Annotated in this window: 21 protein-coding genes; 12 read left to right on the forward strand and 9 right to left on the reverse strand. The window is 61.9% G+C overall.

Going from position 1 to position 26,399, the window contains the following annotated elements; translation table 11 throughout:
- Nucleotides 1–116: 116 nt before the first annotated feature.
- Complete coding sequence (locus WNZ15_RS18740) at nucleotides 117–479, reverse strand: hypothetical protein (protein WP_342894541.1); 363 nt, start codon at nucleotides 477–479, stop codon at nucleotides 117–119.
- Nucleotides 480–538: 59 nt separating this feature from the next.
- Between WNZ15_RS18740 and aroQ the strand changes: the two genes are divergently transcribed.
- The gene (gene aroQ / locus WNZ15_RS18745; RefSeq protein WP_342894542.1) at nucleotides 539–982 is read left to right on the forward strand and encodes a type II 3-dehydroquinate dehydratase; all 444 of its coding nucleotides are present in this window, start codon (nucleotides 539–541) and stop codon (nucleotides 980–982) included.
- A 99-nt stretch (nucleotides 983–1,081) separates the two neighbouring features.
- Here the strand turns inward: aroQ and WNZ15_RS18750 are convergent, their stop codons facing one another.
- The 8 genes from WNZ15_RS18750 to urtA all read right to left on the reverse strand — a co-directional run bounded on the left by WNZ15_RS18750 (nucleotide 1,082) and on the right by urtA (nucleotide 11,050).
- Nucleotides 1,082–1,822: a sugar transferase gene (locus WNZ15_RS18750; RefSeq protein WP_342894543.1), complete on the reverse strand. Its 741-nt coding sequence runs from the start codon at nucleotides 1,820–1,822 to the stop codon at nucleotides 1,082–1,084.
- A 277-nt stretch (nucleotides 1,823–2,099) separates the two neighbouring features.
- Nucleotides 2,100–3,407: a UDP-glucose/GDP-mannose dehydrogenase family protein gene (locus WNZ15_RS18755; protein WP_342894544.1), complete on the reverse strand. Its 1,308-nt coding sequence runs from the start codon at nucleotides 3,405–3,407 to the stop codon at nucleotides 2,100–2,102.
- A gap of 267 nt (nucleotides 3,408–3,674) precedes the next feature.
- On the reverse strand, nucleotides 3,675–4,964 hold the full coding sequence (locus WNZ15_RS18760; RefSeq protein ID WP_342894545.1) for an ArgE/DapE family deacylase: 1,290 nt from the start codon (nucleotides 4,962–4,964) through the stop codon (nucleotides 3,675–3,677).
- 119 nt (nucleotides 4,965–5,083) lie between these two features.
- Nucleotides 5,084–5,779, reverse strand: coding sequence for an urea ABC transporter ATP-binding subunit UrtE (urtE, locus tag WNZ15_RS18765; RefSeq protein WP_342894546.1), 696 nt, complete (start codon nucleotides 5,777–5,779; stop codon nucleotides 5,084–5,086).
- Between the two features lie 100 nt (nucleotides 5,780–5,879).
- The gene (urtD, locus tag WNZ15_RS18770; protein ID WP_342894547.1) at nucleotides 5,880–6,626 is read right to left on the reverse strand and encodes an urea ABC transporter ATP-binding protein UrtD; all 747 of its coding nucleotides are present in this window, start codon (nucleotides 6,624–6,626) and stop codon (nucleotides 5,880–5,882) included.
- Between the two features lie 4 nt (nucleotides 6,627–6,630).
- Entirely contained in the window at nucleotides 6,631–7,869 is a 1,239-nt protein-coding gene (urtC, locus tag WNZ15_RS18775) for an urea ABC transporter permease subunit UrtC (protein WP_342894548.1), read from the reverse strand.
- Nucleotides 7,866–9,488, reverse strand: a complete 1,623-nt coding sequence (urtB, locus tag WNZ15_RS18780; RefSeq protein ID WP_342894692.1) for an urea ABC transporter permease subunit UrtB — start codon at nucleotides 9,486–9,488, stop codon at nucleotides 7,866–7,868. Before urtB ends, urtC begins: the two co-directional genes overlap by 4 nt.
- Before the next feature lie 275 nt (nucleotides 9,489–9,763).
- Nucleotides 9,764–11,050 carry an urea ABC transporter substrate-binding protein gene (gene urtA, locus WNZ15_RS18785; RefSeq protein WP_342894549.1) on the reverse strand — a complete coding sequence of 429 codons (1,287 nt, stop codon included), beginning with the start codon at nucleotides 11,048–11,050 and terminating at the stop codon, nucleotides 9,764–9,766.
- 450 nt (nucleotides 11,051–11,500) lie between these two features.
- Here urtA and WNZ15_RS18790 point away from each other — a divergent pair, with 450 nt between their 5' ends.
- The 11 genes from WNZ15_RS18790 (at nucleotide 11,501) to nirD (ending at nucleotide 26,392) form a co-directional block, all read left to right on the forward strand.
- Nucleotides 11,501–12,055 carry an RICIN domain-containing protein gene (locus WNZ15_RS18790; protein ID WP_342894550.1) on the forward strand — a complete coding sequence of 185 codons (555 nt, stop codon included), beginning with the start codon at nucleotides 11,501–11,503 and terminating at the stop codon, nucleotides 12,053–12,055.
- Nucleotides 12,056–12,243: 188 nt separating this feature from the next.
- The gene (locus WNZ15_RS18795) at nucleotides 12,244–15,633 is read left to right on the forward strand and encodes an ATP-binding protein (protein ID WP_342894551.1); all 3,390 of its coding nucleotides are present in this window, start codon (nucleotides 12,244–12,246) and stop codon (nucleotides 15,631–15,633) included.
- Nucleotides 15,623–16,537 carry a DNA-binding response regulator gene (locus WNZ15_RS18800; RefSeq protein WP_342894552.1) on the forward strand — a complete coding sequence of 305 codons (915 nt, stop codon included), beginning with the start codon at nucleotides 15,623–15,625 and terminating at the stop codon, nucleotides 16,535–16,537. Before WNZ15_RS18795 ends, WNZ15_RS18800 begins: the two co-directional genes overlap by 11 nt.
- A gap of 140 nt (nucleotides 16,538–16,677) precedes the next feature.
- A complete protein-coding gene (locus WNZ15_RS18805; protein ID WP_342894553.1) occupies nucleotides 16,678–17,265 on the forward strand; it encodes an ANTAR domain-containing protein in 588 nt (195 codons plus the stop codon).
- 57 nt (nucleotides 17,266–17,322) lie between these two features.
- Nucleotides 17,323–18,441, forward strand: coding sequence for a CmpA/NrtA family ABC transporter substrate-binding protein (locus WNZ15_RS18810; protein ID WP_342894554.1), 1,119 nt, complete (start codon nucleotides 17,323–17,325; stop codon nucleotides 18,439–18,441).
- A gap of 413 nt (nucleotides 18,442–18,854) precedes the next feature.
- A complete protein-coding gene (locus tag WNZ15_RS18815) occupies nucleotides 18,855–20,207 on the forward strand; it encodes a CmpA/NrtA family ABC transporter substrate-binding protein (protein ID WP_342894693.1) in 1,353 nt (450 codons plus the stop codon).
- Between the two features lie 91 nt (nucleotides 20,208–20,298).
- On the forward strand, nucleotides 20,299–21,381 hold the full coding sequence (locus WNZ15_RS18820; protein ID WP_342894555.1) for an ABC transporter permease: 1,083 nt from the start codon (nucleotides 20,299–20,301) through the stop codon (nucleotides 21,379–21,381).
- Nucleotides 21,382–21,392: 11 nt separating this feature from the next.
- Entirely contained in the window at nucleotides 21,393–23,153 is a 1,761-nt protein-coding gene (locus tag WNZ15_RS18825) for a nitrate ABC transporter ATP-binding protein (protein ID WP_342894556.1), read from the forward strand.
- 17 nt (nucleotides 23,154–23,170) lie between these two features.
- Nucleotides 23,171–23,596, forward strand: a complete 426-nt coding sequence (locus WNZ15_RS18830; protein WP_342894557.1) for a globin family protein — start codon at nucleotides 23,171–23,173, stop codon at nucleotides 23,594–23,596.
- A gap of 4 nt (nucleotides 23,597–23,600) precedes the next feature.
- Nucleotides 23,601–26,054 carry a nitrite reductase large subunit NirB gene (gene nirB, locus WNZ15_RS18835; RefSeq protein WP_342894558.1) on the forward strand — a complete coding sequence of 818 codons (2,454 nt, stop codon included), beginning with the start codon at nucleotides 23,601–23,603 and terminating at the stop codon, nucleotides 26,052–26,054.
- Complete coding sequence (nirD, locus tag WNZ15_RS18840) at nucleotides 26,051–26,392, forward strand: nitrite reductase small subunit NirD (protein WP_342894559.1); 342 nt, start codon at nucleotides 26,051–26,053, stop codon at nucleotides 26,390–26,392. The genes nirB and nirD overlap by 4 nt, the downstream gene beginning before the upstream one ends.
- Nucleotides 26,393–26,399 lie beyond the last annotated feature (7 nt).

Below are 26,399 nucleotides of genomic sequence, written 5' to 3' on the forward strand. Positions count from 1 at the left end.
CACGCTGGGAACGAGCCAGCCGAATGCCGCCAGACGCCCGCCGTCAGGCTATTCGACCAGCCGAAACAGGTTCCAGACATTTCAATTGAAGAGAATTGGGTTTCGCCGGGCCAGGATCAGGCTGCAGATTGCGCTGCCGTTTCACTTTCGAAAGCGTTTGCGCCCTGCATGGCAGAGTTGCCTGTTTCAGCGACTTCCGCGAATTGAGCGAGCACATCCAGATCCACGGTATAATGATCCAGCAGAAACTGTGAGAGCACATCAATCGGAAGATGATGATAGCCGTCCACTGCAGCCATCAGTGCTTCGAGTGTATCCAGCCGTTCGCGCAGCTTAATCATGTTGCCCCATTGAGCCGAGTTTTTCTTACTCTGGATATTCATAGTTAATAATACGTAAAGCCCTTGAAAGCAAGCGCGGCGCCCATGCTCTGTACTTTGAAAAGGTGCCGTCCACAGAAATTTCAGGAAAAGCGGCAATTTTCTTGATAAAACAGCGATCTGAAGGCATGTTGCCGAAGCATTTCGAGGACTTTTTCATGGCGTCGACCCTCTACATCCTGAACGGACCGAATCTCAATCTCCTTGGTCACCGGGAGCCGGAAATCTACGGTTCGCAGACATTGGAGGACGTCCGGCTGATGTGCGAGGCCGCGGCCGGGCAGGCTGGCCTTGAAACCGTGTTCCGCCAGAGCAATGCCGAACACGACCTGATCGACTGGGTGCACGAGGCCAGGGAAGCCGCAGCGGGCATCATCATCAATCCGGCCGCCTATACGCACACTTCGATCGCGCTTCTCGATGCCCTCAGCGCCTGCAGCTGTCCGGTGATAGAGGTGCATATATCGAACATCCACAAGCGCGAGAGCTTCCGGCACCATTCCTACGTTTCGGCGCGCGCGGATGCGGTCATTGCCGGATGTGGCGTGGAAGGCTACGTGCTTGCCGTGCAGCATATGGTGCGGCTCTGCGCGATGGGCTGAGCCGGGTTCAGCGATCGATCTGGCTCTGACGGCTCCCGATCCGGCAGTTACACAGGCGGACCCAGGTCGTCGAGTGCACGCGCGGTTCCAGTGGTAAAGTCAGTAACCACTGCCCTTGAAGAACTCCCTCACCAGCGTGGCGACAAGGATCCTGAGGTCCAGCAGAAACGATTGCCTGCGGATATAGGCCAGGTCATGTTCCAGCCGCATGTGAGCGGCATAGGCCTTGCGCGTGTCGCCCCTGAACCCGTTTGCCTGCGCCAGGCCGGTGATGCCGGGAAGGACGCTGTGGCGGTCCGGATATCTCGGGTCGAATTCCTCGTAGGGGACGCCGGCTGCGAGCATGCCCGGCACATGCGGCCGCGGGCCGACGAGAGACATCTCGCCCTTGAGGACATTGATCAGTTGCGGAAGCTCGTCGAAATTGCTCTTGCGCAGAAAGGCGCCGATTGGGGTCAGGCGCGGGTCGTTGGCGATGGTCTGAGCCACACCCGACACGTCGCACTGTTCGGTCCGCATCGACCGGAACTTGAGAACGGTGAACAGGGTTCCGTTGAGACCGAGCCGTTGCTGGCGGAAAAACACCGGGCCGCGGCTTGTCAGTTTTATTGCAATTGAAATTGCAACCATTAAGGGAAAAAGCAGGATCAACGCCGCCGCAGCACCGGTCAGATCCAGCATCTTCTTCAAGGCGGTGTTGATGATGAAGGTCGGGTAACCCCGTTTCGAGCGCGACCGGGCCGCGTCGGGGCCTGTGCTGTCCCACACCGAGTAGCCAACCAACTTCAACGCCTTGCGGCCCTGTCCGTCAGCGCTATAGGAAACTGTTTCGTTCGCCAAGTTTCGCCAGCCTCAACCCGTTACGCACGCCATACTAAGGTGCAACGGCACTTTATCCGGATGCGATTTCAACCGCTATTGAATCGTTAACGCTTGGTTAACGGAAACCGGAAAATTGTTCTCTATTAAGGATTTGGTTACCATGTCGGCGAAACCGGGGCAACATTCCCGGGCAAAATGTGATGTGAAATTTTGGTAATCTGAAATCAGGAACGCCGGGCCTGTCGGGGCCCGGCGTTCTGATGAAGGTCGATGGATCGAAGCGCTTGCCGTGCGGTCAGTAACTGCGTCCGACGCTGGTATATTCGAAGCCGCGCGCTGTCATGTAGTCGGTCTTGTAAATATTGCGAAGGTCGACAACCTTCGGCGAATTCACCAGAGATTTGACCCGGTCCAGGTCCAGCGCGCGGAACTGGTCCCATTCTGTCACGATTACAACCACATCTGCGTTTTCAATGGCATGATAGGGCCCGTCGCAGAACAGCACGCCGGACATGACCTTTTCGGCCTCTTCCATGCTGGCAGGATCATAGGCCCGTATTTTCGCGCCTGCCGCCTGCAGTTTCGCCACGATGTCGATGCTCGGGGCTTCGCGCATGTCATCGGTGTTGGGTTTGAAGGCCAGGCCCAGCAGGGCAACGGTCTTGCCGTCGACATCGCCGCCCAGGAAGTCGATGACCTTGTCGGCCATTTTCTTCTTGCGGGCGGTATTCACCTCAATGACGCTGTCGACGATCTTCAGGTCGGAGTGCGCATCGGCGGCGATCTTCGACAGGGCCAGCGTGTCTTTGGGAAAGCACGAGCCGCCATAGCCAGGACCCGCATGCAGAAACTTGCCGCCGATCCGGTTGTCCAGTCCGATGCCGCGCGAGACTTCCTGAACGTTAGCGCCGACCTTTTCGCACAGATCGGCGATCTCGTTGATAAAGGTGATCTTGACCGCCAGGAACGCGTTGGCCGCGTATTTGATCAGTTCGGAGGTCCGGCGCCGGGTCACGATGATCGGCGTTTCGTTGAGGTAGAGCGGCCGGTAGAGTTCCTTCATCACCTCCACCGCCTTTTCGTCCTCCGTCCCGACAACCACGCGGTCCGGCCGTTTGAAATCGCTGATCGCAGCGCCTTCGCGCAGAAACTCCGGATTTGAAACAACGGCGAAATCGGCCTTCGGATTGGTCTTGCGGATGATCGCCTCGACCTCGTCACCGGTTCCCACCGGAACCGTCGATTTGGTGACGATCACCGTGAAGCCGTCGAGAAGACCGGCGATTTCTTCGGCGGCCGCATAAACATATGTCAGGTCCGCATGACCGTCACCGCGGCGCGTCGGCGTGCCGACAGCGATGAAAACCGCGTCGGCCTCCCGGATCGCTTGCGCTGCTTCGGTGGAAAAGAAGAGGCGTTCCTCCTCGACATTCTTGGCAACCAGCTCCTGAAGACCGGGCTCGTAGATCGGGATGTGACCGTCATTCAACGCGTCGATCTTTGTCGCGTCCTTGTCGATGCAGGTCACCACATGGCCGAAATCTGCAAAACATGTTCCCGAAACAAGACCGACGTAGCCGGTTCCAATCATTGCAACGCGCATTCTGACATTCCTGCTTCTGGCCTGGTTCCGGCCTGCTTCTGGGTGGTCTTCCGGCAGTTGCCGACCACCGAAAGCCATTGAGTTTGGCCCGGATTACATGCACACGCGCGAAAAGGCCAGAGCCGAACACCGGCAAGCGGACAATTTGCCGCTTGGCCGGTAGCCGGGACGGGGATCACGGTCTGGGCCCTGACCCCAATTCATCCGTATGGCGAGCCTGATTGACGCGGCAAACCGCGCAAGTGGCGAAACGTTGCGGCGGCCGGATCAGTCCCGCCCGACACCGCACCACTGCGCCGTAAACAGCGCGATCGTCCGGGTAACCCGTTTCAAGGAAACAAGGTCGACGCATTCGTCGATGCCATGAATGTTCTTTGTTCGCGGTCCGTAGGTCAGGGCGGGGATGCCGCAATGGTTCACATAGAGTGCCGCATCCAGATAGCAGGCCATGATGGAGCGCGCCAGCGGCTGACCGTTGACGACGCCATGGGCTGACGCCAGCACGGCTTCGGCCTCTGTTTCTTGCTCCAGCCTGTATCCGGCCTGGCAGGTGCCGATCCATTCCAGCCGCGGGTTCGCCTGTTCAAGGCGCGCATCGCTCGATGCAAGGTTGCGCAGGAGGTGCTCAACCTCGGCCATGCGGTCCGACGGGGTGTCGCCCGGATAGAACCCGATGCGGCCCTCGAAGCGGCATTCGAACGGAATGGAGGCCGGCCACTCGCCGCCCTGGATGGTGCCGATGTTCAGACTGGCCGGATTGGCAAGGGTGTCGAACCCGGGATGACCGGATTTTTCCCTGTTCCAGAGGATCTCCAGTTCCTTCAGTTTTGCGATCACCAGAAAGGCGGTTTCGATGGCGCTCAGGCCGGAGCCGGGATCGCGCGGATGGGCCGGGATGCCCTGTACGGTGATCCTGAACTTGATCACGCCGGAATTGGCGAAGATGAGGTCCTCGTCCGTCGGCTCGGGGATCAGGACCGCGTCGGCGGTCGCACCGCCCGCGATCGCCGCGGCGGTGCCGTTGCCGGTGACCTCCTCGTCAATCACCGACTGAAACTCCAGCGGCGCCTGAAGGCTGTAGCCCGCAGTTTCAATGGCATCCACCGCAAAAAGGTTTGCCGCCAGTCCGGCCTTCATGTCGCCGGCGCCGCGTCCGAACAGCCAGTCGCCTTCGCGAACGGCCGCAAAGGGCGGATGGGTCCAGAACTCCGGATTCGCGGTCGGCACCACATCGACATGGGCATTCAGGATCAGCGAGCGGCCGGTCTGCCGCTCAGGAGCCTTGCGGCCCGACACGTTGAACGTGTCCGCGTAGTCGGTGGTTGCCGGCGAAAAAGCCGGATGGTCTTTCAGGAGCGCGACGTCGATCGGGCAGGTCGCCACGTCATAGCCTCTTGTCTCGAGCGCTTCCGCCACGATCCGCTGGACACCGGCTTCCTGGCCACGCAGGGACGGCGCCCGCATGATTTCCTGAAGAAAGGCGACTTGCTTTTCGAAGTCTTCCTCAACGGCCTTGGTGATGGCGGCAATCGTGTCTGCGGGCAGGGAAGGGAGCATGGCAGTCCGTTTCGGAGCTAGGAGGCAGGCTGTTTCGTGCCCGCACCCTAACAATCGGTTCCTCCGCGTCAAATCCTGCGTCAAGGGGACAGGATGCCGGTTGGCCTGGGCGCCCGCGGTCAAACGGTCAGATACTTCCGGACCTCCGTTTCGGACAGATCCGCTCCGGTTCCCGACAGCACGATCTCGCCCCGGTCCATCACGCAATAGTCGTCGGCAAGGTCGCGGGCGAACTCGAAATACTGTTCCACCAGCACGATCGCCATGGTTCCCTGGTCGCGCAGCCAGGAAATCGCCCGGCCGATATCCTTGATGATCGATGGCTGGATGCCTTCGGTCGGTTCGTCCAGCACCAGCAGTTTCGGCCGGGTCACCAGCGCTCTTGCGATGGCGAGCTGCTGCTGCTGTCCGCCGGACAGGTCGCCACCCCGGCGGCCGAGCATGTCCTTGAGCACCGGAAACAATTCGAAGATCGTCTCGGGAATGAACCGCTCCCGGCGGGCGATCGGCGCATAGCCTGTCTCCAGGTTCTCCTTCACGGACAGCAAGGGAAAAACCTCGCGCCCCTGGGGCACGACGGCAATGCCCCTGCGGGCGCGCGCATGAGCCGGCAGCGAGGAAATGTCCTGGCCGTCCCAGAGGATCTGGCCGGATGAAATGCCGTGCTGGCCGGCGACGGCGCGCAGCGTGGAGGTCTTGCCGACCCCGTTGCGGCCCATCAGACAGGTGACCTTGCCGATTTCGGCGGTCAGCGACACTTTCTTGAGGGCTTGAGCAGCGCCGTAGTGAAGATCGATATTGTCAACTTGCAGCATGGTTTCTGACCTAACGGACTTAAGTCCCTGGAGGGCGTTCCGGATCCTTATCGGCAATTCGGCTTGGAGGCTGGGCAAGGACCGTGTTCACGCGGCATCGTCATCGTCCCAGATAAACCTCAACGACCCGCTCGTCGGCTGAGACGTGGTCGAGGGAGCCTTCGGCAAGGACGGATCCTTCGTGAAGAACCGTGACCTTGACACCCAGGGAACGCACAAACACCATGTCATGCTCGACCACGACGACCGAATGATCATTGGCTATATCCTTCAGAAGTTCGGCGGTTTCAGCGGTTTCGGCGTCGGTCATGCCGGCGGCGGGTTCGTCCACCAGCAAAAGTTTCGGGTCCTGCGCCAGCAGCATGCCGATTTCCAGCCACTGCTTCTGGCCATGGCTCAGATTGGCTGCCAGCTCGTCGCGCTTGCCACCGAGCCGGATCAGATCCAGCAGGCCGTCAATGCGTTTGCGCTCGCCCTGGGCGATCACATGAAACAGCGTCGCGAAGGGGCCGCGCGGGGCTTTCAGGGCAAGTTCCAGATTGTCCCAGACCGTGTGGCTTTCGAACACGGTCGGTTTCTGAAACTTGCGCCCGATCCCCAGTTCGGCGATCGAGGCTTCATCCTCGCCGGTCAGGTCGACGCTGCCGTTGAAAAACACCTCGCCGGAGTCCGGGCGGGTCTTGCCCGTGATTACGTCCATCATCGTGGTCTTGCCCGCGCCGTTCGGGCCGATGATGGCGCGCATCTCTCCCGCGGCAATCGTCAGCGACAGTTCGTTCAGGGCCTTGAAGCCGTCGAAGGAGACGGACACCCCGTCGAGATACAGCAGGCTGCTTGCTCTTGCCATGGTGCTACTCCGCTGGCTGGGGCTCGGCGGCGCCGGGCGTCCGGTTGGATGGCTTGGGCGGCGTCACATTGGCCGGCGCACCGGGCGATTGTGGCGGCGCGGAGGGCGGTTCGTCCGATCCGGCTCCGTAATCCGCCGAGATCCGGCGCTGGCGCAGGGCGGTCCAGCCCTGGCCGAGCGTGCCGACGATGCCTTTGGGCAGGAACAGTGTGACGACCACGAACAGACCGCCGAGCGCGAACAGCCAGATATCGGGCAGGGCGGCGGTAAACCAGGTCTTGGCGAAGTTGACCAGCACCGCGCCGAGCACGGCGCCGACCAGCGTGCCGCGTCCGCCGACGGCCACCCAGATCACCACCTCGATGGAATTGGCCGGAGCGAATTCGCCCGGGTTGATGATGCCGACCTGGGGCACGTATAGCGCGCCGGCAACACCGGCCATCATGGCCGACAGGGTCCACACGAACAGCTTGTAATGTTCCACCCGGTAACCGAGGAACCGCGTCCGGCTTTCCGCGTCGCGCACCGCGACCAGAACCTTGCCGAGCTTGGAGCGGGTGATGGACCGGCAGATGAGGAAACAGATCACCAGCGCCAGCCCCGATGCGGCGAACAATCCGGCGCGGGTCGTGTCGGCCTGGATGTCGAAGCCCAGGATATCCTTGAAATCGGTCAGCCCGTTGTTGCCGCCGAAACCCATGTCGTTGCGGAAAAAGGCGAGCAGCAGCGCGTAGGTCAGCGCCTGGGTGATGATGGACAGGTAGACCCCGGTGACCCGTGAGCGGAACGCGAACCAGCCGAACACGAAGGCGAGCAGGCCGGGCGCCAGCAGCACCATCAGCGCCGCGAACCAGAACATGTCGAAGCCGTACCAGTACCAGGGCAGGTCCTGCCAGTTCAGGAACACCATGAAATCCGGCAGAAGCGGATCGCCATAGACACCGCGCGTGCCGATCTGGCGCATCAGGTACATGCCCATGGCATAGCCGCCGAGGGCGAAGAACGCCGCGTGGCCAAGCGAGAGGATGCCGCAATAGCCCCAGACCAGGTCGACGGCCAGCGCCAGCAGGGCATAGGTCAGATATTTGCCCATCAGCGTGACCGCGTAATTGGGCACGTGGAAGGTGGAACTTTCCGGGACCAGCAGGTTGGCGGCCGGAACCAGGACGATCACGGCCATCATCAGGGCCAGGAAAATCCCGGCGCGCACATCCATGGCGCGGAAGAGAAACGAGGTCATCATGCTTCGACTGCCCGGCCCTTGAGGGCGAACAGGCCCCTTGGACGCTTCTGGATAAAGAGGATGATGAAGACGAGCACGAAGATCTTGCCGAGCACGGCGCCGGCATAGGGCTCGAGGAACTTGTTGACGACACCGAGTGTCATGGCGCCCACCAGCGTGCCCCACAGATTGCCGACCCCGCCGAACACCACGACCATGAAGCTGTCGATGATGTAGCTCTGGCCGAGATTGGGCGAGACATTGTCGATCTGGCTGAGGGCGACACCGGCGATGCCGGCGATCCCCGAACCGAGACCGAACGTGAGGGCGTCGATCCACGGGGTGCGGATGCCCATGGAGGCGGCCATGCGCCGGTTCTGGGTGACCGCGCGGGTGTAGAGCCCGAACGGCGTCTTCTTGAGGAACAGCATCAGCCCTGCGAACACCAGCAGCGCGAAGACGATGATCCACATGCGGTTATAAGTGATCGTCATCTGGCCGAGTTCGAAGGCGCCGGACATCCAGTCGGGATTGCCGACCTCCCGGTTGGTCGGCCCGAAGATCGAGCGCACCGCCTGCTGCAGCATCAGGGAAATGCCCCATGTGGCCAGCAGCGTCTCCAGGGGGCGGCCGTAGAGCCAGCGGATGACGCCGCGTTCGATGGCGACACCCACCAGTCCGGAGGCGAGGAACGCTAGTGGCAGGGCGATGAACAGGCTGTATTCGAACAGGCCGGGCGCCGAATTGCGGATCAGCTCCTGCACCACGAAGGTCGTGTAGGCGCCGATCATCACCATTTCGCCATGGGCCATGTTGATCACGCCCATCACACCGAAGGTGATCGCAAGGCCGATCGCGGCCAGCAGCAGCACCGACCCCAGCGACAGGCCGTACCAGATGTTCTGGGCCGCATCCCAGCTGGCAATGGATTTCTGGATCTTCGTGACGGCCTGAGTCGCCGCCGCCTGCACGGCTCCCTCCGTGTCGGCCTGAACGGCGATCAGCAGAGACAGCGCATCCCGGTTGCCCATCTCGGAGAGGGTCTGTACCGCATCCAGTTTCTGGGGCTCGTCCAGGTCGGAATTCAGAACGGCCGCGGCGCGGGCTTCCGCCATCACCTTGCGCACGCCGTCATCGGTTTCCGCCGCGAGCGCCGCGTCAAGCGCCTCGATGCCGTCCGGATCCCGCGCCTTGAAGATCGCTTCCGCGGCCGCCTTGCGAACCTGCGGGTCGGGCGCCATCAGGGTGAGGGAGCCCAGCGCGGAGCGGATGACCCGGCGCAGCTTGTTGTTGACCTTGATCTTGGAGACTTCCCGCCGGCCGGCCTCGCCGGCCGCTTCCAGCGTCAGCGGATCGGTGAGCGCGTAGCCCTTGCCTTCCTTGCGGGTGATGAACACCGCGCCGTCGGATTTGCGGAAATAAAGGTCCCCCTCGCCGAGAGCCTCCAGTGCCGGCGCGACCAGCGGGTCGCCCGTGGCGACCAGCGTCCCGATCTGTTGTTCGGTCTGCGCGTATTTCCCCTTGGCAAGATCGTTGATCAGCGGACGCAGCGTGTCCGGATCGCTCTGGCCGAAGGACGGTCCGCTCGCGGCGCACATGAGAAGGCCGACGAGCAGGAAGAATGACTTCAGAAGGGACATCGTGTCCGCCTTGCGAGGGTTTGTTTTCATGTTGTTCTTGGGTTTCGAAGGAACCCCCACCCCTAACCCCTCCCCACAAGGGGGAGGGGGATTTGGCCTTGCCGGTGGCAACGCTCTACCGTGAGATTTGCTCACGATGAGGCTGCGGCCTGTCGGCGTCTTCAGCCTGGTTCCCCTCCCCCTTGTGGGGAGGGGTTAGGGGTGGGGGTGTTGCCCGAAGACAAAAAACCGGGAAGGGGCGGGCCCGGAAGGCCCGCCCCAACTCCGTTTTTACGTTAGGAGCCGGAACCGCCGCACTTGCCGGTTGCGGTGTTGAAGTTGCCGCAGGACAGGGGTGCACGCCAATCGGAGATCAGGTCCTTGGAGCCGTCCAGATAGTCGGACCACGCATCGCCGACGACGAGGCCGGAGGTTTCCCACACGGTTTCGAACTGGCCGTCATCCTGGATTTCTCCGATCAGCACCGGCTTGGTGATGTGGTGGTTCGGCATCATCGCGGAGTAGCCGCCGGTCAGGTTCGGAACGCTGACGCCGACGATGGAGTCGATGACCGCGTCCGGATCGGTGGTGCCGGCTTTCTCGACCGCTTCGACCCACATGTTGAAACCGATGAAATGAGCTTCCATCGGATCGTTGGTCACCCGGTTGTCGTCGCCGACATAGGCTTGCCAGGTTTCGATGAACTCGGCATTGGCATCGGTATCGGCGGACTGGAAGTAGTTCCAGGCGGCCAGGTGGCCGACGAGCGGCGCGGTGTCGAGACCGGCGAGTTCTTCTTCACCCACGGAGAAGGCGACGACCGGAATGTCTTCGGCCTTGATGCCCGCGTTGCCGAGTTCCTTGTAGAACGGAACGTTGGCGTCACCATTGATGGTGGAGACAACGGCGGTCTTCTTGCCGGCGGAGCCGAAGGTCTTGATGTCGGACACGATCGTCTGCCAGTCGGAATGACCGAACGGCGTGTAGTTGATCATGATGTCTTCTTCGGCAACGCCCTTGGCCTTCAGGTAGGCTTCGAGGATCTTGTTGGTCGTGCGCGGATAGACATAGTCGGTGCCGGCCAGAACCCAGCGCTCGACGCCTTCTTCGTTCATCAGGTAATCGACGGCCGGAATGGCCTGCTGGTTCGGTGCGGCGCCGGTGTAGAAGACGTTGCGCTGGCTTTCTTCGCCTTCGTACTGGACCGGGTAGAAGAGCAGCGAGTTCAGCTCTTCGAAGACCGGCAGAACGGACTTGCGCGAAACGGATGTCCAGCAGCCGAAGACGGCGTCGACGCCGTTGACTTCGATCAGCTCACGCGCCTTTTCGGCGAACAGCGGCCAGTCGGAAGCAGGATCGACGACAACGGCTTCCAGTTTCTTGCCGAGCAGGCCACCCTTCTTGTTCTGCTCCTCGATGAGCATCAGCATGGCGTCTTTCAGCGTGGTTTCCGAAATCGCCATCGTGCCGGAGAGCGAGTGCAGGATGCCGACCTTGATCGTGTCTTCCTGCGCGGACGCGCCACCGATCATGGTGGAGGCCATCAGGCCGGCAAGCGCGAGTTTGGTGAATGTCTTTTTCATGAAAGTTCCCCTGTTGATTGACGCCGCCGGTTCCCATGCCGGCGGTTGGCGGCTGGAAGGACTGCCGCTGTCGGGGACGGATCGTGCGCCGGAAGTGCCGCGCTGCAACATACGTCGTTTGACGTAATAGCAAGCGCGACAGACACGCCGTCCGACAGGGTCATCATTGTTGAGGGGCGCGCAAGCCACATACATTTCAGCCTGGCGTCGAGCGCATGACTTCCCCGCCGGGCACCGGCAGTCCGGAGCGATCGAAAAGGCTTTGCAGGCCAGGTTCGAATGATCTATGGATTTTTGCGTGGAGGACGTTTCCGGTCACTTTCAACGTGATTCCGGATCTTTTATAGTAGTTCTGAATAGCATAAAATATTATATCTGCCGACGCAAAAATACAAAAATATAAAATACATGTCGTCCATGCGAGAATTTTAGAATTCATGAGGGGAATTCATGTTTGAAATTGAGAAATACAACAAGAAGGCCAAATTGATCGCTGCGGCATTCGTTGCGGTTCTGGGGCTGGGAGCTGTTGTCTCACCGGCAGTCTCGGCCTCCATCGACCCACAGGTCTTCTATCGCCTTACCACGCAGTTCCGCGGGAACGACATGTGTCTCGATGTGTTCAATGGCGGCGAGAAAAACAACATGACGCACCTGGCGGCCTGTGCGGATTTCTCCGGGCAGTACTGGCGGCTGCAGCCTGCAGGGGCCGGATATTACCGGCTCACGACCATGTTCCGCGGCAACAGCATGTGCCTCGATGTCTACAATGGCGGTTCGCGCAACAATCAGCCGCATCTCACGAATTGCGCCGACTTTTCCGGACAATTCTGGAAAGTGACGGAAAGCGGCGGCTGGAGCCGGTTGACCACGCAGTTTCGTGGTGCCGCCATGTGTCTGGATATCTTCAATGGCGGTCCGGACAACAACATGCCTCACCTTGCAAACTGTGCGAATTTCTCCGGGCAGTTCTGGAAGCTGACCAGAACGAACAAGCGCCCCTAGTATACGTCCGCTGGAGTGGCCAAGGAGTCCGGTCAGGCCGGGAAGGGCGCGCCCGGTCCATTTCCCGGCACAGAAATTGCTCCATTGCAATTGCAGATTAAATATAGGGTTGTGACGGGCGGCGTATCCTTGCTTTCTGAAAATGAGTGCATGAAAATTAGGCGATTGCTTAATTGCGAGGCGGATTTGTGACCGCCCGCCAGCGCATTCTGCCGGTCCGCCGGCAGTACAACAAATGGGTCAACAACCAGACCCTGGAAGATTACGCCTTGCGGTTCACGGCCAAAAGCGCCCGCAAGTTCTCCTCCCGCGCAATTTCCCAGACCGCGATCGGTGCAATTTCCTTTCTGGCGCTTGAAGCCATCGGCGGTGCGATCACGCTGTCGCACGGCACCGCCAACGCGTTTCTGGCCATTCTTGTCGGCAGCATTGTCCTGCTCGTCGTCGGCCTGCCGATCAGCCGCTACGCCATGCGGTACGGCGTGGACATCGATCTTCTGACGCGCGGTGCCGGTTTCGGCTATATCGGTTCGACGGTAACCTCGCTGATCTATGCCAGTTTCACCTTCATCCTGTTCGCGATCGAGGCCTCGATCATGTCGAGCGCGCTGGAGTTCGCTTTCGGCGTGCCGCTCTGGCTCGGCTACATCATCAGCGCGGTGGCCGTCATTCCACTCGTGACCCACGGGATCACCTGGATCAGCCGGTTTCAGCTCGCAACCCAGCCCTTCTGGATCATCCTCAACATCCTGCCCTTCCTCTTCATTGTCTTTACCGACTGGCTGGCGGTTGGCGCCTGGCTGAGTTTCCCGGGCATCGACCCGGCGACCCAGGTGCCGCGCATCGACGGGGGCGGCTGGGCCAGCATCAATCTGATCAGTTTCGGCGCGGCGTCGGCGGTCATCCTGGCGCTGATGGCGCAGATCGGCGAGCAGGTCGACTTCCTGCGCTTCCTGCCGGCCCAGGATTTCGCCCGCCGGCGTCACCGGCTGGCGCTGTTCCTGGCAGGCCCCGGCTGGGTCGTGCTCGGCGCGCCTAAGATGGTCGCGGGCTCCTTTCTTGCCGTGCTGGTGCTGTCGCATGGTGTGCCCGTCGAGCACGCCGACGAGCCCTCGCGCATGTATACGGTCGCCTTCGGTTACATGATCCCGAACGAAACCGTCGTGCTTCTGCTGATGGCCGCCTTCGTCGTGGTGGCCCAGCTCAAGATCAACGTCATGAACGCTTATGCCGGCTCGCTGGCGTGGTCGAATTTCTTCTCCCGCCTGACCCATTCCCATCCGGGCCGGGTGGTCTGGCTTGTGTTCAATGTCGGCATCGCACTCCTTCTGATGGAACTCGGCATCTACGGTCTGCTCGAGGAAACGCTGGGCGTCTTCTCCATCATTGCCATGGCCTGGCTGTCGGCGATTTCTGCGGATCTCTTCATCAACAAGCCGCTCGGCCTGTCGCCGCCGGGCATCGAGTTCAAGCGGGCCCATCTCCACGACATCAATCCGGTCGGCACCGGAGCGATGCTGCTCGCGACATGCCTCGCGCTGGCCGCGCATTTCGGTCTCTTCGGAGTGACCGCAGCTGCCCTGGCCACATTCCTGGCCATGGTGGTCGCCTTCGTTGCCGCGCCGGCGATTGCCTGGCTGACCGGAGGCAAATTCTATCTGGCGCGTAAACCGCGCCAGAGCTGGCAGGCCCTGGACCAGATATCCTGTTCGATCTGCGAGAACCCGTTCGAGCCCGAGGACATGGCCTATTGCCCGGCCTATCAGGCCCCGATCTGTTCGCTGTGCTGTACGCTGGACGCCCGGTGCCACGATTCCTGCAAGCCGAAGGCCCGCATCGCCTATCAGGTCGGCACGGTTGCGGAGCGGTTTCTGCCGGAAGACGCGCTGATCTTCCTGCAATCGCGCCTCGGCCGCTACGCCCTTGCCTCGCTGATGTCGATTGCCGGAATCGGCGCCGTGCTCTGGTTCATCTATGCCCAGGCCGCCAGCCGGCTCGGCGATCCCACCGGCCTCATCGCGCAAACGGTGCTGCTGATTTTCTTCGTCTTCTCGATCGTCGCGGGCATCTCCTGCTGGTTCCTGGTTCTGGCGCATGACACGCGCCGCGTCGCGGAAGAGGAATCCGCCCGCCAGAACGCGCTGCTGCAGAAGGAGATCGACGCCCACAGCGCGACCGACGCCGCCCTTCAGAAGGCGAAGGAGAACGCGGAGGCGGCGAACCTTGCCAAGAGCCGCTATGTCGTCGGTCTCAGCCACGAACTCAGGACGCCGCTCAACGCCGTCATGGGCTATGCCCAGGTGCTCGAGCGCGATGAAAGCCTGCCGCCGGCGCGAAAACCCGCCGTCAGCACGATCCGGCGCAGCGCGGAGCACCTGTCCGGCCTGATCGACGGCCTCCTGGACATTTCCCGGATCGAGGCGGGGCGGCTGCAGATCTATTCCAACGAGATCAACATCCACGAGTTTCTGGACCAGATCGTCGACATGTTCCGCATGCAGGCCGCAGCCAAGGGGCTCGGTTTCAGCTATTCGCGGGCGGCCAACCTGCCTGCATTCGTCAGAACCGACGAAAAGCGCCTCCGGCAGATCCTCGTCAATCTCCTGTCCAATGCCATCAAGTTCACCCCGGAGGGATCGGTGTCCCTGACTGTCGGGTACCGGTCCCAGGTGGCCAGCTTCGTCATCTCGGACAGCGGGCCGGGGGTTGCCCTGGATGACCAGGCCAAGATCTTCGAGCCGTTCGGGCGGGGCAAACCGGTCAACGGAGTGCGCACCCCGGGTCTGGGTCTTGGTCTCACGATCACCAAGCTGCTGACGGAGACGATGGGCGGGGCGATCGCCCTTTCCAGCGAGCCGGGCAAGGGCGCGGTTTTCGAGGTCCGCCTGATGCTGGCGGCCGTCGACCGTCCCGTGGACACCGTCCGCCGGGAACGTCAGGTGCGGGGCTATCAGGGCCGGCGGCGGACCGTCGCGGTGATCGACGACAATCCCGATCACCGGGCGCTGGTCCGCGATATCCTGCAGCCGATCGGCTTCGACGTCGTCGAGGCGGACAACGGGCATGCCTGTCTGGACACCGTTCAGCCGCTGGCGCCGGAGCTTTACCTGATCGACATCCTGATGCCCGGCATGAATGGCTGGGAGCTGGCGAAAGCCCTGCGTGAGCGGGGCGACGCGGCACCGATCGTCATGCTGTCGGCGAACATCGGCGACAAGGCCTTGCGTCCGGACGGCCCGGTCCATCATTCGGCGACCCTTGCCAAGCCCTTCGGCATCGGTCAGCTCTACGACCTTCTGCAAAAGCACATGGGCGTGAGCTGGACCGAGCAGGCCAACGGCAATGACACGCCCGTGGCATCGGCAGCACCCTTGCTGTCGCCGGGCGCGGCGCATGTTGCCGATTTGATATCGCTGGCCGACATCGGATATGTGGAGGGCATAGAGGCGAAACTGAACGAGCTGGCGCAAGCGCCGGAAAACCGGCCCTTGACGGAGGCGTTGCAGGTGCATCTCTCCCGCTTTGATTTCAAGGCCTACAAAGACGTGTTGAGCGGACTGGAGACACATGACGGATGATCGCCGCGATACGGTCCTTGTGGTGGACGACAGCCCGGAGACGCTGGGCTTCGTCACCGAAGCGCTGAGGAAAACCGGCATCACTGTTCTGGTCGCCATCAACGGGGAGGCGGCACTCAAGGTCTGCGACAAGGTCACGCCGGACACGATCCTCATGGATGCGGTGATGCCGGGTCTGGACGGCTTCGACACCTGCCGAAGGATCAAGGACAATCCGGCATTGCGGCACATCCCGGTGATCTTCATGACCGGCCTGTCGGAAACCGAGCACATCGTCCGGGCGCTCGAATCCGGCGGCGTCGATTTCCTGACCAAGCCGATCGATGTCGACGAATTGAAGGCCCGCATCAGGGTTCATCTGAAAAACGCCCGCTCGGTGCAGAGCGCCCATGTGGCGCTGGATGCCGCCGGCCGGCACCTGGTGGCAGTTTCGGGCGACGGGGCGGTGCTCTGGTCGACGCCCCAGATCCAGAACCTGCTGGCCCGCACCGGCGCGGCCGATGCCAGCCTGTTCCGGCTGGGCAGGTCCCTGGGAGAGTGGCTCGATGCGTCGGACACGGCACAGGACCGGCGCAAGAGCTTCATGCTTGGCCTGTCGGAGGATCTCGCCGTGCAGCTCCATCCGCTCGGGCGCGTCGGCCCGGATGAAAACCTGTTCCGAGTCACGGCCGAGGACGAGGCCGGTCAGAAACAGGCGCTCCAGGAACGGTTCGAACTGACCCAGCGCGAGGCCGAGGTTCTGATCTGGATCGCGAAGGGAAAGTCCAACAAGGACATTGGCGAGATTCTGGGCCTGTCACCGCGCACGGTGAACAAGCACCTGGAGCAGATCTTCGTCAAGCTCGGCGTCGAAAACAGGGCCTCCGCCGCCGTCAGGGCGGCAGAGGTGATTTTCTCGCTTTGAGGACGCTGACGGCGCGCCGTGCTGAAGAAGCGGGCGGGAAAACGGGCCGCCCGTCAGGCGTGAAATGTCTCCTGTGAGGAGTTTATCTTGCAGCGCAACATTTTCTTTGCATAAAAAATGGTCCTGCGCATAATGGCGCCATGAGTGAGGGGTTGTCTATTCTCGTCATCGACGACAACAAGATCCGGGCGTCGATCATCGAAGAGGGATTGCGCGATGCCGGGCATGACGAGGTCATACTCGTTCATCAGCTGGACGGGCTGGTGCGCCAGATCGCCGACCTCAACCCCGATGTGATCGTCATCGACCTTGAAAACCCCAATCGGGACAGGCTGGAACACATGTTTCAGGTATCGCGCGCGGTGCGGCGGCCGATTGCCATGTTCGTGGACAAGGCCGACAGCCAGTCTATCGAAGCTGCCGTCGATGCAGGAGTGTCGGCCTATATCGTCGACGGCTTGAAGCGTGAGCGGGTGAAACCCATTCTCGACATGGCCATCAGCCGGTTCCGGGCGTTCTCTAAGCTTGCTACGGAACTGGAGGATGCCCGCAACGAACTGGCCGGGCGCAAGACGATCGATCGCGCCAAGGGCATTCTCATGAAGTCCAAGGGGTTGTCCGAGCAGGAAGCCTACGATCTTCTCCGCCGCTCGGCCATGAATCACGGCCGCAAGATCATCGACGTCGCCCAGAGCCTCGTGATCGCGAGCGGATTGTTGGAAGATTAGCACATGAGCTCTGCCAGATGGCCGGGAGGAAGCAGCTCCACGGCAGACCGGAGGAACATGGACACACATCTGACGCCCGTCATTGCCGGGTTCATACCGCTTCTGGACAGCGCCGTCCTGGTCGCGGCCAGGGAAATGGGTTTTGCCGAACGCGAAGGCATCGCGCTCAAATTGGTGCGCGAAACGTCCTGGGCGAACATCCGCGACCGCATTGCCGTCGGCCATTTCGATGTGGCGCATATGCTGGCGCCGATGCCGATTGCCGCCAGCCTCAACCTGACAAGTCTCGCCGTCCCGATGCTGGCGCCGATGATCCTCGGGCTCGGCGGCAACGCCATCACGGTGTCGGCGGATCTGTGGCGGAACATGGCGGGCTGGGGCGCCGGTCCGGATGGCGATCCGGTCTCCACGGGCGCGGCTCTGGCCAAGATCGTCCGGGACAGCGGCGCTGGCCCGGAGGCCCGTCTGCGTTTCGGTGTCGTGCACCCGTTCTCCGGACATGCCTATGAGTTGCGCTACTGGCTGGCAGCCGCGGGCATCGATCCGGATACGGATGTCGAAATTTCGGTGATCGCGCCGCAGCTCATGGCGGACGCCCTCGCAGCCGGTCAACTGGACGGGTTTTGCGTCGGTGAACCCTGGAACACGGTGGCTGTGGCCGCCGGCACGGGCCGGATCGCGACATACAAGCAGGCGATCTGGCCGGACAGTCCCGAGAAGGTCCTGGGCGTGACCCGCAAATGGGCCGAGGCGCATCCGGTGACGTTGTCCGCGCTGATGAGGGCGGTCTCGTCAGCGGCCGACTGGTGCGCGGATCCCGCGAACGCGGAACCGCTGGCCGTCCTGCTCGCGCGTCCGGAAATTCTGGCCTGTCCGGTCGAGGTCTGTCTTCCCGCCTTGAAGGGAGACATGCAGCTTGGACGCAACACGTCCCGGCGAATTCCGGAGTTCCTGACTTTTTCCGGCGGCGCGCGCGCGGCACCCTCACCCGGTCACGGCCAGTGGTTCTATGAACAGATGGTCCGCTGGGGGCAGGCGGAGCCTTCCGCGGAGGCGGAAGCCTCCGTGGCGCGGATCTTTTCGCCGGGGCTTTATCAGAGTGCGCTTGGTCTGGAAAATCTGCCGCGGCAGGCGCCGGCCCGGCTTTTCGACCGGCAGGACGGGACAGGCGGATGACCCTGCGGCAGCAGGCGCGACATTGGGGGCTCGGCCTCGCTGCAATGCACAAAAAAGCAACAGTTGCCTGCCGGACACGCCAACAAATCATGCATTGGCGCAGAATAGCCAAAAAACCGGTGTTGGTTCAGAGGTTTGATTTTTAAGGAAAAAATAAAGTTTTTCTAATCTGGCACGCATTGTGCTTTCCATAAATACGTGGCCGACGCTGGCCAATTCATATTGCGCCCATGGCAGGGCGCCCAGGCAATGCCGCCGTTGTGATCTGCATCTCCTTCTTTGATGCGTGGATCACAACGGCGGTTTTTTTTTAGCCAGCGTCCGGACAGGGCGCGTGGAAGGACAAGAGGGAACAGGACGTGACACAGGCAAGAACACTGAAGATGACCCGCAGGGTTGCATGTGCCGCCTTGATGGCCGCCACCGCGATCGTCCCGGCGTCCGGTGCATTCGCGGAGATGCTGGATGTCGAAAAGGACGAACTGACTTTCGGTTTCATCAAGCTGACCGACATGGCACCGCTCGCGGTCGCCTACGAGCTTGGGTATTTCGAGGACGAAGGCCTCTTCGTGACCCTGGAGCCGCAGGCCAACTGGAAGGTTCTGCTCGACCGGGTGATCACCGGTGAACTGGACGGAGCGCACATGCTGGCCGGCCAGCCGCTCGCGGCCACCATCGGCTTCGGCACCAAGGCGCATATCGTGACGCCGTTTTCCATGGATCTGAACGGCAACGGCATCACCGTTTCCAACGAGATCTGGGAGATGATGAAGCCGCATCTGGAAATGCAGGATGACGGCAAGCCGGTCCATCCGATCAAGGCGACCGCCCTGAAGCCGGTTGTCGAGGAGTTCAAGGCCGACGGCAAGCCGTTCAATATGGGCATGGTGTTCCCGGTCTCGACCCACAATTACGAGCTGCGCTACTGGCTGGCATCCGGTGACATTCACCCGGGCTTTTATTCCGGCTCCGACATTTCCGGCCAGATCCAGGCGGACGCGCTGCTCTCGGTCACCCCGCCGCCGCAGATGCCGTCAACGCTCGAAGCAGGAACAATCTACGGCTATTGCGTGGGCGAACCCTGGAACCAGCAGGCGGTCTTCAAGGGCATCGGCGTTCCGGTGATCACCGATTACGAGATCTGGAAGAACAATCCGGAGAAGGTCTTCGGCATGACCAGCGAGTTCACCGAGGAATATCCGAACACCACACTCGCCGTCACCAAGGCGCTGATCCGCGCGGCCAAGTGGCTGGACGAGAACGACAATGCCAACCGGATGGAAGCGGTCGAGATCCTCGCCCGATCCGAATATGTCGGTGCGGACGCGGAAGTCATCGCGAACTCCATGACGGGGACCTTCGAATACGAGAAGGGCGACAAGCGTGACGTGCCTGATTTCAACGTGTTCTACCGCTACTTCGCGACCTACCCCTACTATTCCGACGCGGTCTGGTATCTGACCCAGATGCGCCGCTGGGGCCAGATCGGCGAATACAAGCCGGACAGCTGGTACGGCGAGGTGGCAAAATCCGTCTACCGCCCGGACATCTATCTCAAGGCGGCGGAACTGCTCGTCGAGGACGGCCATGTCGCCAAGGAGGATTTCCCCTGGGACACCGACGGCTACCGCGCGCCGACCCCGTCCGGGGACATCATCGACGGCATCGCCTATGACGGCAAACTCCCCAACGCCTATATCGACAGCCTTCCGATCGGCCTGAAAGGCAAGCAGGTCGTGACCGGCAACGACGTCGTCGGCGGCTGACAGCAAGGGGCGGAGCGGCGGCATCAGCCCTGCCGCTCCGTTCTCTTCCATTGAAACGAACCAACAGAATTTCGAAACAGGGACGCCCATCATGGCCAATGCCGATACCGCAGGCAGTCAGAACCTTGCCCGCGCAGCGCGCCGGGAGAAGCTTTTCACGGGGATCAACAAGGCGTCCGGCTGGCTGGACGCGCTGGGTCTGTCCTGGACCGTGCCTCTCCTGAAGATGGCCGCCGGAGACAATCCGCGGGAACAGCTGGGGGAACTCAAGCGGGTGCTTTTGATCCCGCTGCTGGGCATTGCCGCCTTCCTGATCCTGTGGGGCGTTCTGGCACCCCAGGTTCACACATCTCTCGGAGCCGTGCCCGGTCCGGCGCAGGTCTGGTCGCAGACCGTCAACCTCTGGGAAGATCATGTGCGCGAGCGCGACAAGGCCGACGCCTTCTTCGAGCGCCAGGAAAAGCGCAATGCCAAGCTCGAAGCGGAAGGCAAGTCCGACAAGGTCAAGTGGCGCTCCTATACCGGCAAGCCGACCTATATCGACCAGATCGGCACCTCCCTGAAGACCGTCGGCCTCGGTTTCCTGATCGCGACGATCATCTCCGTTCCGCTCGGGATCGCCTCCGGTCTGTCGCGCTCCTTCAATGGCGCGATCAATCCGCTCATCCAGATATTCAAGCCGGTGTCGCCGCTCGCATGGCTGCCGATCGTCACCATGATCGTGTCGGCGACCTACGCCGATCCGGTCGACTGGCTGTCGAAATCCCTGCTGATCTCCGCCGTCACCGTGACGCTGTGCTCCATGTGGCCGACCCTGATCAACACGGCGCTGGGCGTTGCCTCCGTCGACAAGGACCTGATGAACGTCGGCCGTGTCCTGCAATTGCCGACCTGGAAGACCATCACCAAGCTGGTTCTGCCGTCCTCCCTGCCGCTGATCTTCACCGGACTGCGCCTGTCCCTGGGTGTGGGCTGGATGGTGCTGATCGCCGCGGAAATGCTGGCGCAGAACCCGGGTCTTGGAAAGTTCGTCTGGGACGAATTCCAGAACGGCTCTTCCCAGTCGCTCGCCAGGATCATGGTCGCGGTGCTGACCATCGGCATCATCGGGTTCCTGCTCGACCGGCTGATGTTCGCCCTGCAGCGCGCCTTCACCTTCTCGGCGAACAGATAAGGAGACCGGACATGGCCTTTCTGGAAATTTCCGGCGTCTCCAAGTCCTATGGCGAAGGTGCCCGTCGCACCGACGTTCTGGACGACATCAATCTGAAAGTGGACGAGGGCGAGTTCATTGCCATTGTCGGGTTCTCCGGAACCGGCAAGACCACGCTGATCTCCCTGCTCGCCGGCCTTATCGAACCGGACACCGGCGGCATCGTCTTCAAGGGCAGGGAAATCGACGGGCCGAGTGCCGACAGGGGCGTGGTTTTCCAGTCCTATTCGCTGATGCCGTGGCTGTCGGTCACGGGCAATGTGGCCCTGGCCGTGGACAGTGTCTTCAAGAAGAAGAGCGCCGCTGAGCGCAGAGCAATCTGCGACAAGTATATCGCGATGGTCGGGCTGGCGCACGCAAGGGACCGCAGCCCGGCGGAACTGTCCGGCGGCATGCGCCAGAGGGTGGCCGTTGCCCGCGCGCTGGCGATGCAACCGGAGCTTCTCCTGCTCGACGAGCCGCTGTCGGCGCTCGATGCACTGACCCGCGCCAAGCTGCAGGACGAGTTCGCCGCGATCTGCGAAGAAGAGAAAAAGACGATCGTCCTCATCACCAACGATGTCGACGAGGCCATCCTGCTGGCAGACCGGATTATTCCCCTGAAACCGGGAACAAGCGCGACGCTCGGCCCGGAATTCAGCGTGCCCTTCAAGCGCCCAAGGGACCGGGGAGAGCTCAATCACGACGAGGACTTCATCCGCCTGCGCGCGGAGGTGACCGCGTATCTGATGGAAGCCGGCGCCGAGCGCGGCGCGGATCTGGAGCGCGATATCGTTCTGCCGAACATCGTTCCGATCACCCAGCGCCCGAAAAACGGAGACAAGCTGCCGGACGCCTATGAGCGTGCGGCCGAAACCTCCAGGGAAGACCGTTATCTAGAGTTTTCGCAGCTCAAGAAGGTCTACCCGACCCCGAAGGGGCCTCTGACGGTCGTCGACGGGTTCGACATGAAAATGCGGAAGGGCGAGTTCATCACCCTGATCGGACACTCCGGCTGCGGCAAGTCCACGGTTCTGTCCATGGTCGCCGGCCTCAACCCGATCACCGACGGCGCGATCGTTCTCGACGGCACCCATGTGACCCAGGCGGGGCCTGACCGGGCCGTGGTCTTCCAGGCACCGAGCCTGATGCCCTGGCTGACGGCCTATGAAAACGTGGAACTGGGCGTCGACAAGGTCTACCCGGACGCCTCCCGCGCCGAGAAACGGGATGTCATCGAGTACTACCTGTCCAAGGTCGGACTTGCCCATGCCATGCAGAAGTCGGCGGCCGATCTGTCCAACGGCATGCGGCAGCGGGTCGGCATTGCCCGGGCCTTCGCCCTGTCGCCCAAGCTGCTGCTGCTCGACGAGCCCTTCGGCATGCTGGACAGCCTGACGCGCTGGGAATTGCAGGACGTCCTGATGGATGTGTGGAAGCGCACCCAGGTCACCGCGATCTGCGTCACCCATGATGTCGACGAAGCCATCCTGCTCGCCGACCGCGTGGTGATGATGTCCAACGGCCCGAATGCCCGGATCGGCAACGTCATGGAAGTCGACCTGCCGCGCCCGCGCTCGCGCCGGGAACTGCTGGCCCATCCGGATTACTACGCCTACCGCGAAGAGCTTCTGGACTTCCTGGAAGCCTACGAGGGCGGGGCTGATCCGAGTGAGGAACAGCTCAAATCCATTCAGGAAAAACGGGCCACCAGGATGGCCCGGCAGAAGGCTGCCGTCGAAGCCGCCGAATGACAGGAAGAGAGACTGCCATGACGCCAGACCAAATCCAGCTCGTGCAAACCTCCTTTGCGAAAGTGGTGCCGATCGCAGATGACGCCGCCACCCTTTTCTACAGCCGCCTGTTCGAGATCGCGCCCGAGGTCAGGCCGCTGTTCAGGTCCGATCTCGGCAACCAGGGACGCAAGCTCATGACCACGCTCGGCGTGGTGGTGAACGGGTTGAGCAACCTGGAAACCGTCCTGCCGGCAGCCGAGGCACTGGCCGTCAAGCATGTCGGCTACGGCGTCACGGCCGAGCATTACAAGCCGGTTGGCGAAGCACTTGTGTGGACGCTGGGCAAAGGTCTCGGCGACGCTTTCACCGAAGACACACGGCGTGCGTGGCTGGCCGCCTATTCAGCCCTATCCGGCGTGATGATCACAGCAGCTTATCCCGATGCTGCGGCTGCGGAGTAAATCCATGAACAAACAGAAACTCGTTATCGTCGGCAACGGCATGGCTCCCGGCCGGATGCTGGAAGACCTGTTCGAAAAGAACCCGGACGCCTTTGACGTCACCATTTTCAATGCAGAGCCGCGGGTGAACTACAACCGTCTCATGCTGTCTCCGGTGCTGTCCGGTGAGAAGTCCTACGAGGACATCATCACCCACGGGGACGACTGGTACCGCGAACACGGCGTGAAACTTCACAAGTCGGCCCGCGTGCAAGGCATCGACCGGGAAGCGAAAACCGTCACGTCGGAAACCGGTGTCACGGAGCCCTACGACAAACTGGTCATTGCCACCGGATCGGATCCCTTCATCATCCCGCTGCCGGGCAAGGATCTTGACGGGGTCCTGACCTACCGGGACCTGGACGACGTCGACAGAATGCTGGAGGCGGCCAGGCACGGTGGACGCGCGGTGGTCATCGGCGGCGGCCTGCTCGGCCTGGAAGCCGCCGCCGGCCTGAAGATGCAGGGCATGGATGTCACCGTGCTGCATCTGATGCCGACGCTGATGGAGCGCCAGCTCGATCCGGCTGCGGGTTTCCTGCTTGAGGAGGAGTTCCGGCGGCGCGGCATTGACGTGCGCACCAAGGCCAACAGCCATGAGATCGTCGATGACGGATCGGGCAGGGTCAAGGCCATTCGCCTGGACGACGGCTCGGAAATCGAGGCGAGCATCGTCGTGATGGCGGTCGGCATCCGCCCGTCCGCGGAGCTGGCGAAATCCGCCGACCTGGACGTCAATCGCGGTGTCCTCGTCGGAGACGACATGCGCACCAGCGATCAGAACATCTTCGCGCTTGGGGAATGCGTCGAGCACCGGGGCATGTGTTACGGACTGGTCGCGCCGCTTTACGAGATGGCGAAGGTCATTGCCGAGAACCTGCTGGAAGGGACGTCGGAATACACCGGTTCCCTGACGGCGACCAAGCTGAAGGTCACCGGGGTCGATCTCTATTCGGCCGGGGACTTCGCCGAAGGCGACGACCGGGAGGAGATCGTCCTCAGGGATGCCGCCGCCGGGGTCTACAAGCGGCTGGTCCTGAAGGACAACAGGATCGTCGGCGCGGTTCTCTACGGCGAGACCACCGACGGACCCTGGTTCTTCGATCTTCTCAAGAAGGGAACCGATGTCTCCGAGATGCGCGAGACACTCATTTTCGGCCAGGCCTACCAGGGGGGAGCCCCCCTGGACCCTACGGCGGCCGTTGCAGCCTTGCCGGATGATGCGGAAATCTGCGGCTGCAACGGCATTTGCAAGGGCAAGATCGTCACGACGATCACCGAGAAGGGGCTGACAAACCTCGATGGCGTGAGGGCGCACACAAAAGCGTCCGCCTCCTGCGGTACCTGTACCGGACTTGTCGAGCAGCTTCTGCAGGTCACCCTGGGCGACGCCTACAATCCGGCGGCGGTGACGCCGATGTGCGGCTGCACCCATCTGGGCCACAGCGATGTCCGCCGGCTGATCAAGTCCAAGGAACTCAAGACCATTCCGGCCGTCATGCAGGAACTGGAATGGACCTCCTCCGGCGGTTGCGCCAAATGCCGCCCGGCGCTGAACTACTATCTGGTTTCGGACTGGCCGGACGAATACGCCGACGACTACCAGTCCCGCTACATCAACGAACGCGTTCACGCCAACATCCAGAAGGACGGCACCTATTCCGTCGTGCCGCGCATGTGGGGCGGCATGACCTCGTCCAAGGAACTGCGTGCAATCGCCGATGTCGTCGACAAATACGAGATCCCGGCGGTGAAATGCACCGGTGGCCAGCGCATCGACATGCTCGGGATCAAGAAGGAAGACCTTCCCGGCGTCTGGGCCGATCTCGGCAAGGCGGGGTTCGTCTCCGGGCAAGCCTATGCCAAGGGCCTGCGCACCGTGAAAACCTGCGTCGGCACCGACTGGTGCCGCTTCGGGACCCAGGATTCGACCGGTCTTGGTATCAAGATCGAGAAGTTCATGTGGGGCTCCTGGACACCGGCGAAACTGAAGCTGGCGGTCTCTGGCTGTCCACGCAACTGCGCGGAAGCGACCTGCAAGGACATCGGCATCGTCTGTGTCGACAGCGGTTACGAGATCCATTTCGCAGGAGCCGCCGGCCTCGACATCAAGGGCACGGAAGTCCTGGGTCAGGTCAGGACCGAGGAAGACGCGCTGGAGCACGTCGTCGCTCTTGCCCAGATGTACCGCGAGCAGGGTCACTACCTTGAGCGGATCTACAAGTGGGCCAAGCGCATCGGCTACGACGAGATCCGCCGCCAGATCATGGACGATGCGGACAAGCGCAAGGCCTATTACGACAGTTTCGTCTTCTCCCAGAAATTCGCCCAGGTCGATCCGTGGTCGGAACGTGTGTCCGGCAAGGACAAACACGAATTCAACCCGATGGCCGTTCTGACCAAGGAGGCAGCCGAATGACCGCCGAAATCCGCAACTGGGTGCATATCGGCTCCCTGGAAGACATTCCCCGGCAAGGCGCGCGCTGCGTGAAGAACGGGGACATGACGGTCGCGATCTTCCGCACCGCCAAGGACGACGTCTTCGCGCTGGAAGACAAGTGCCCCCACAGAAACGGGCCGCTCAGTCAGGGGATCGTGCATGACGGCTGTGTGACCTGCCCGCTGCACAACTGGGTGATTTCTCTGGAAACCGGCGCCGCACAAGGCGCCGACGAAGGCCGGACCACGGCCTTCCCGGTCCGGCTCGAGGACAGCCGGATCTTCATCGACCTTTCTTACTCCCATGAAGCTGTCTGAACGGACG

Origin of the sequence: Roseibium sp. AS2 (assembly GCF_038900065.1) — a bacterium.
Taxonomy (GTDB): domain Bacteria; phylum Pseudomonadota; class Alphaproteobacteria; order Rhizobiales; family Stappiaceae; genus Roseibium.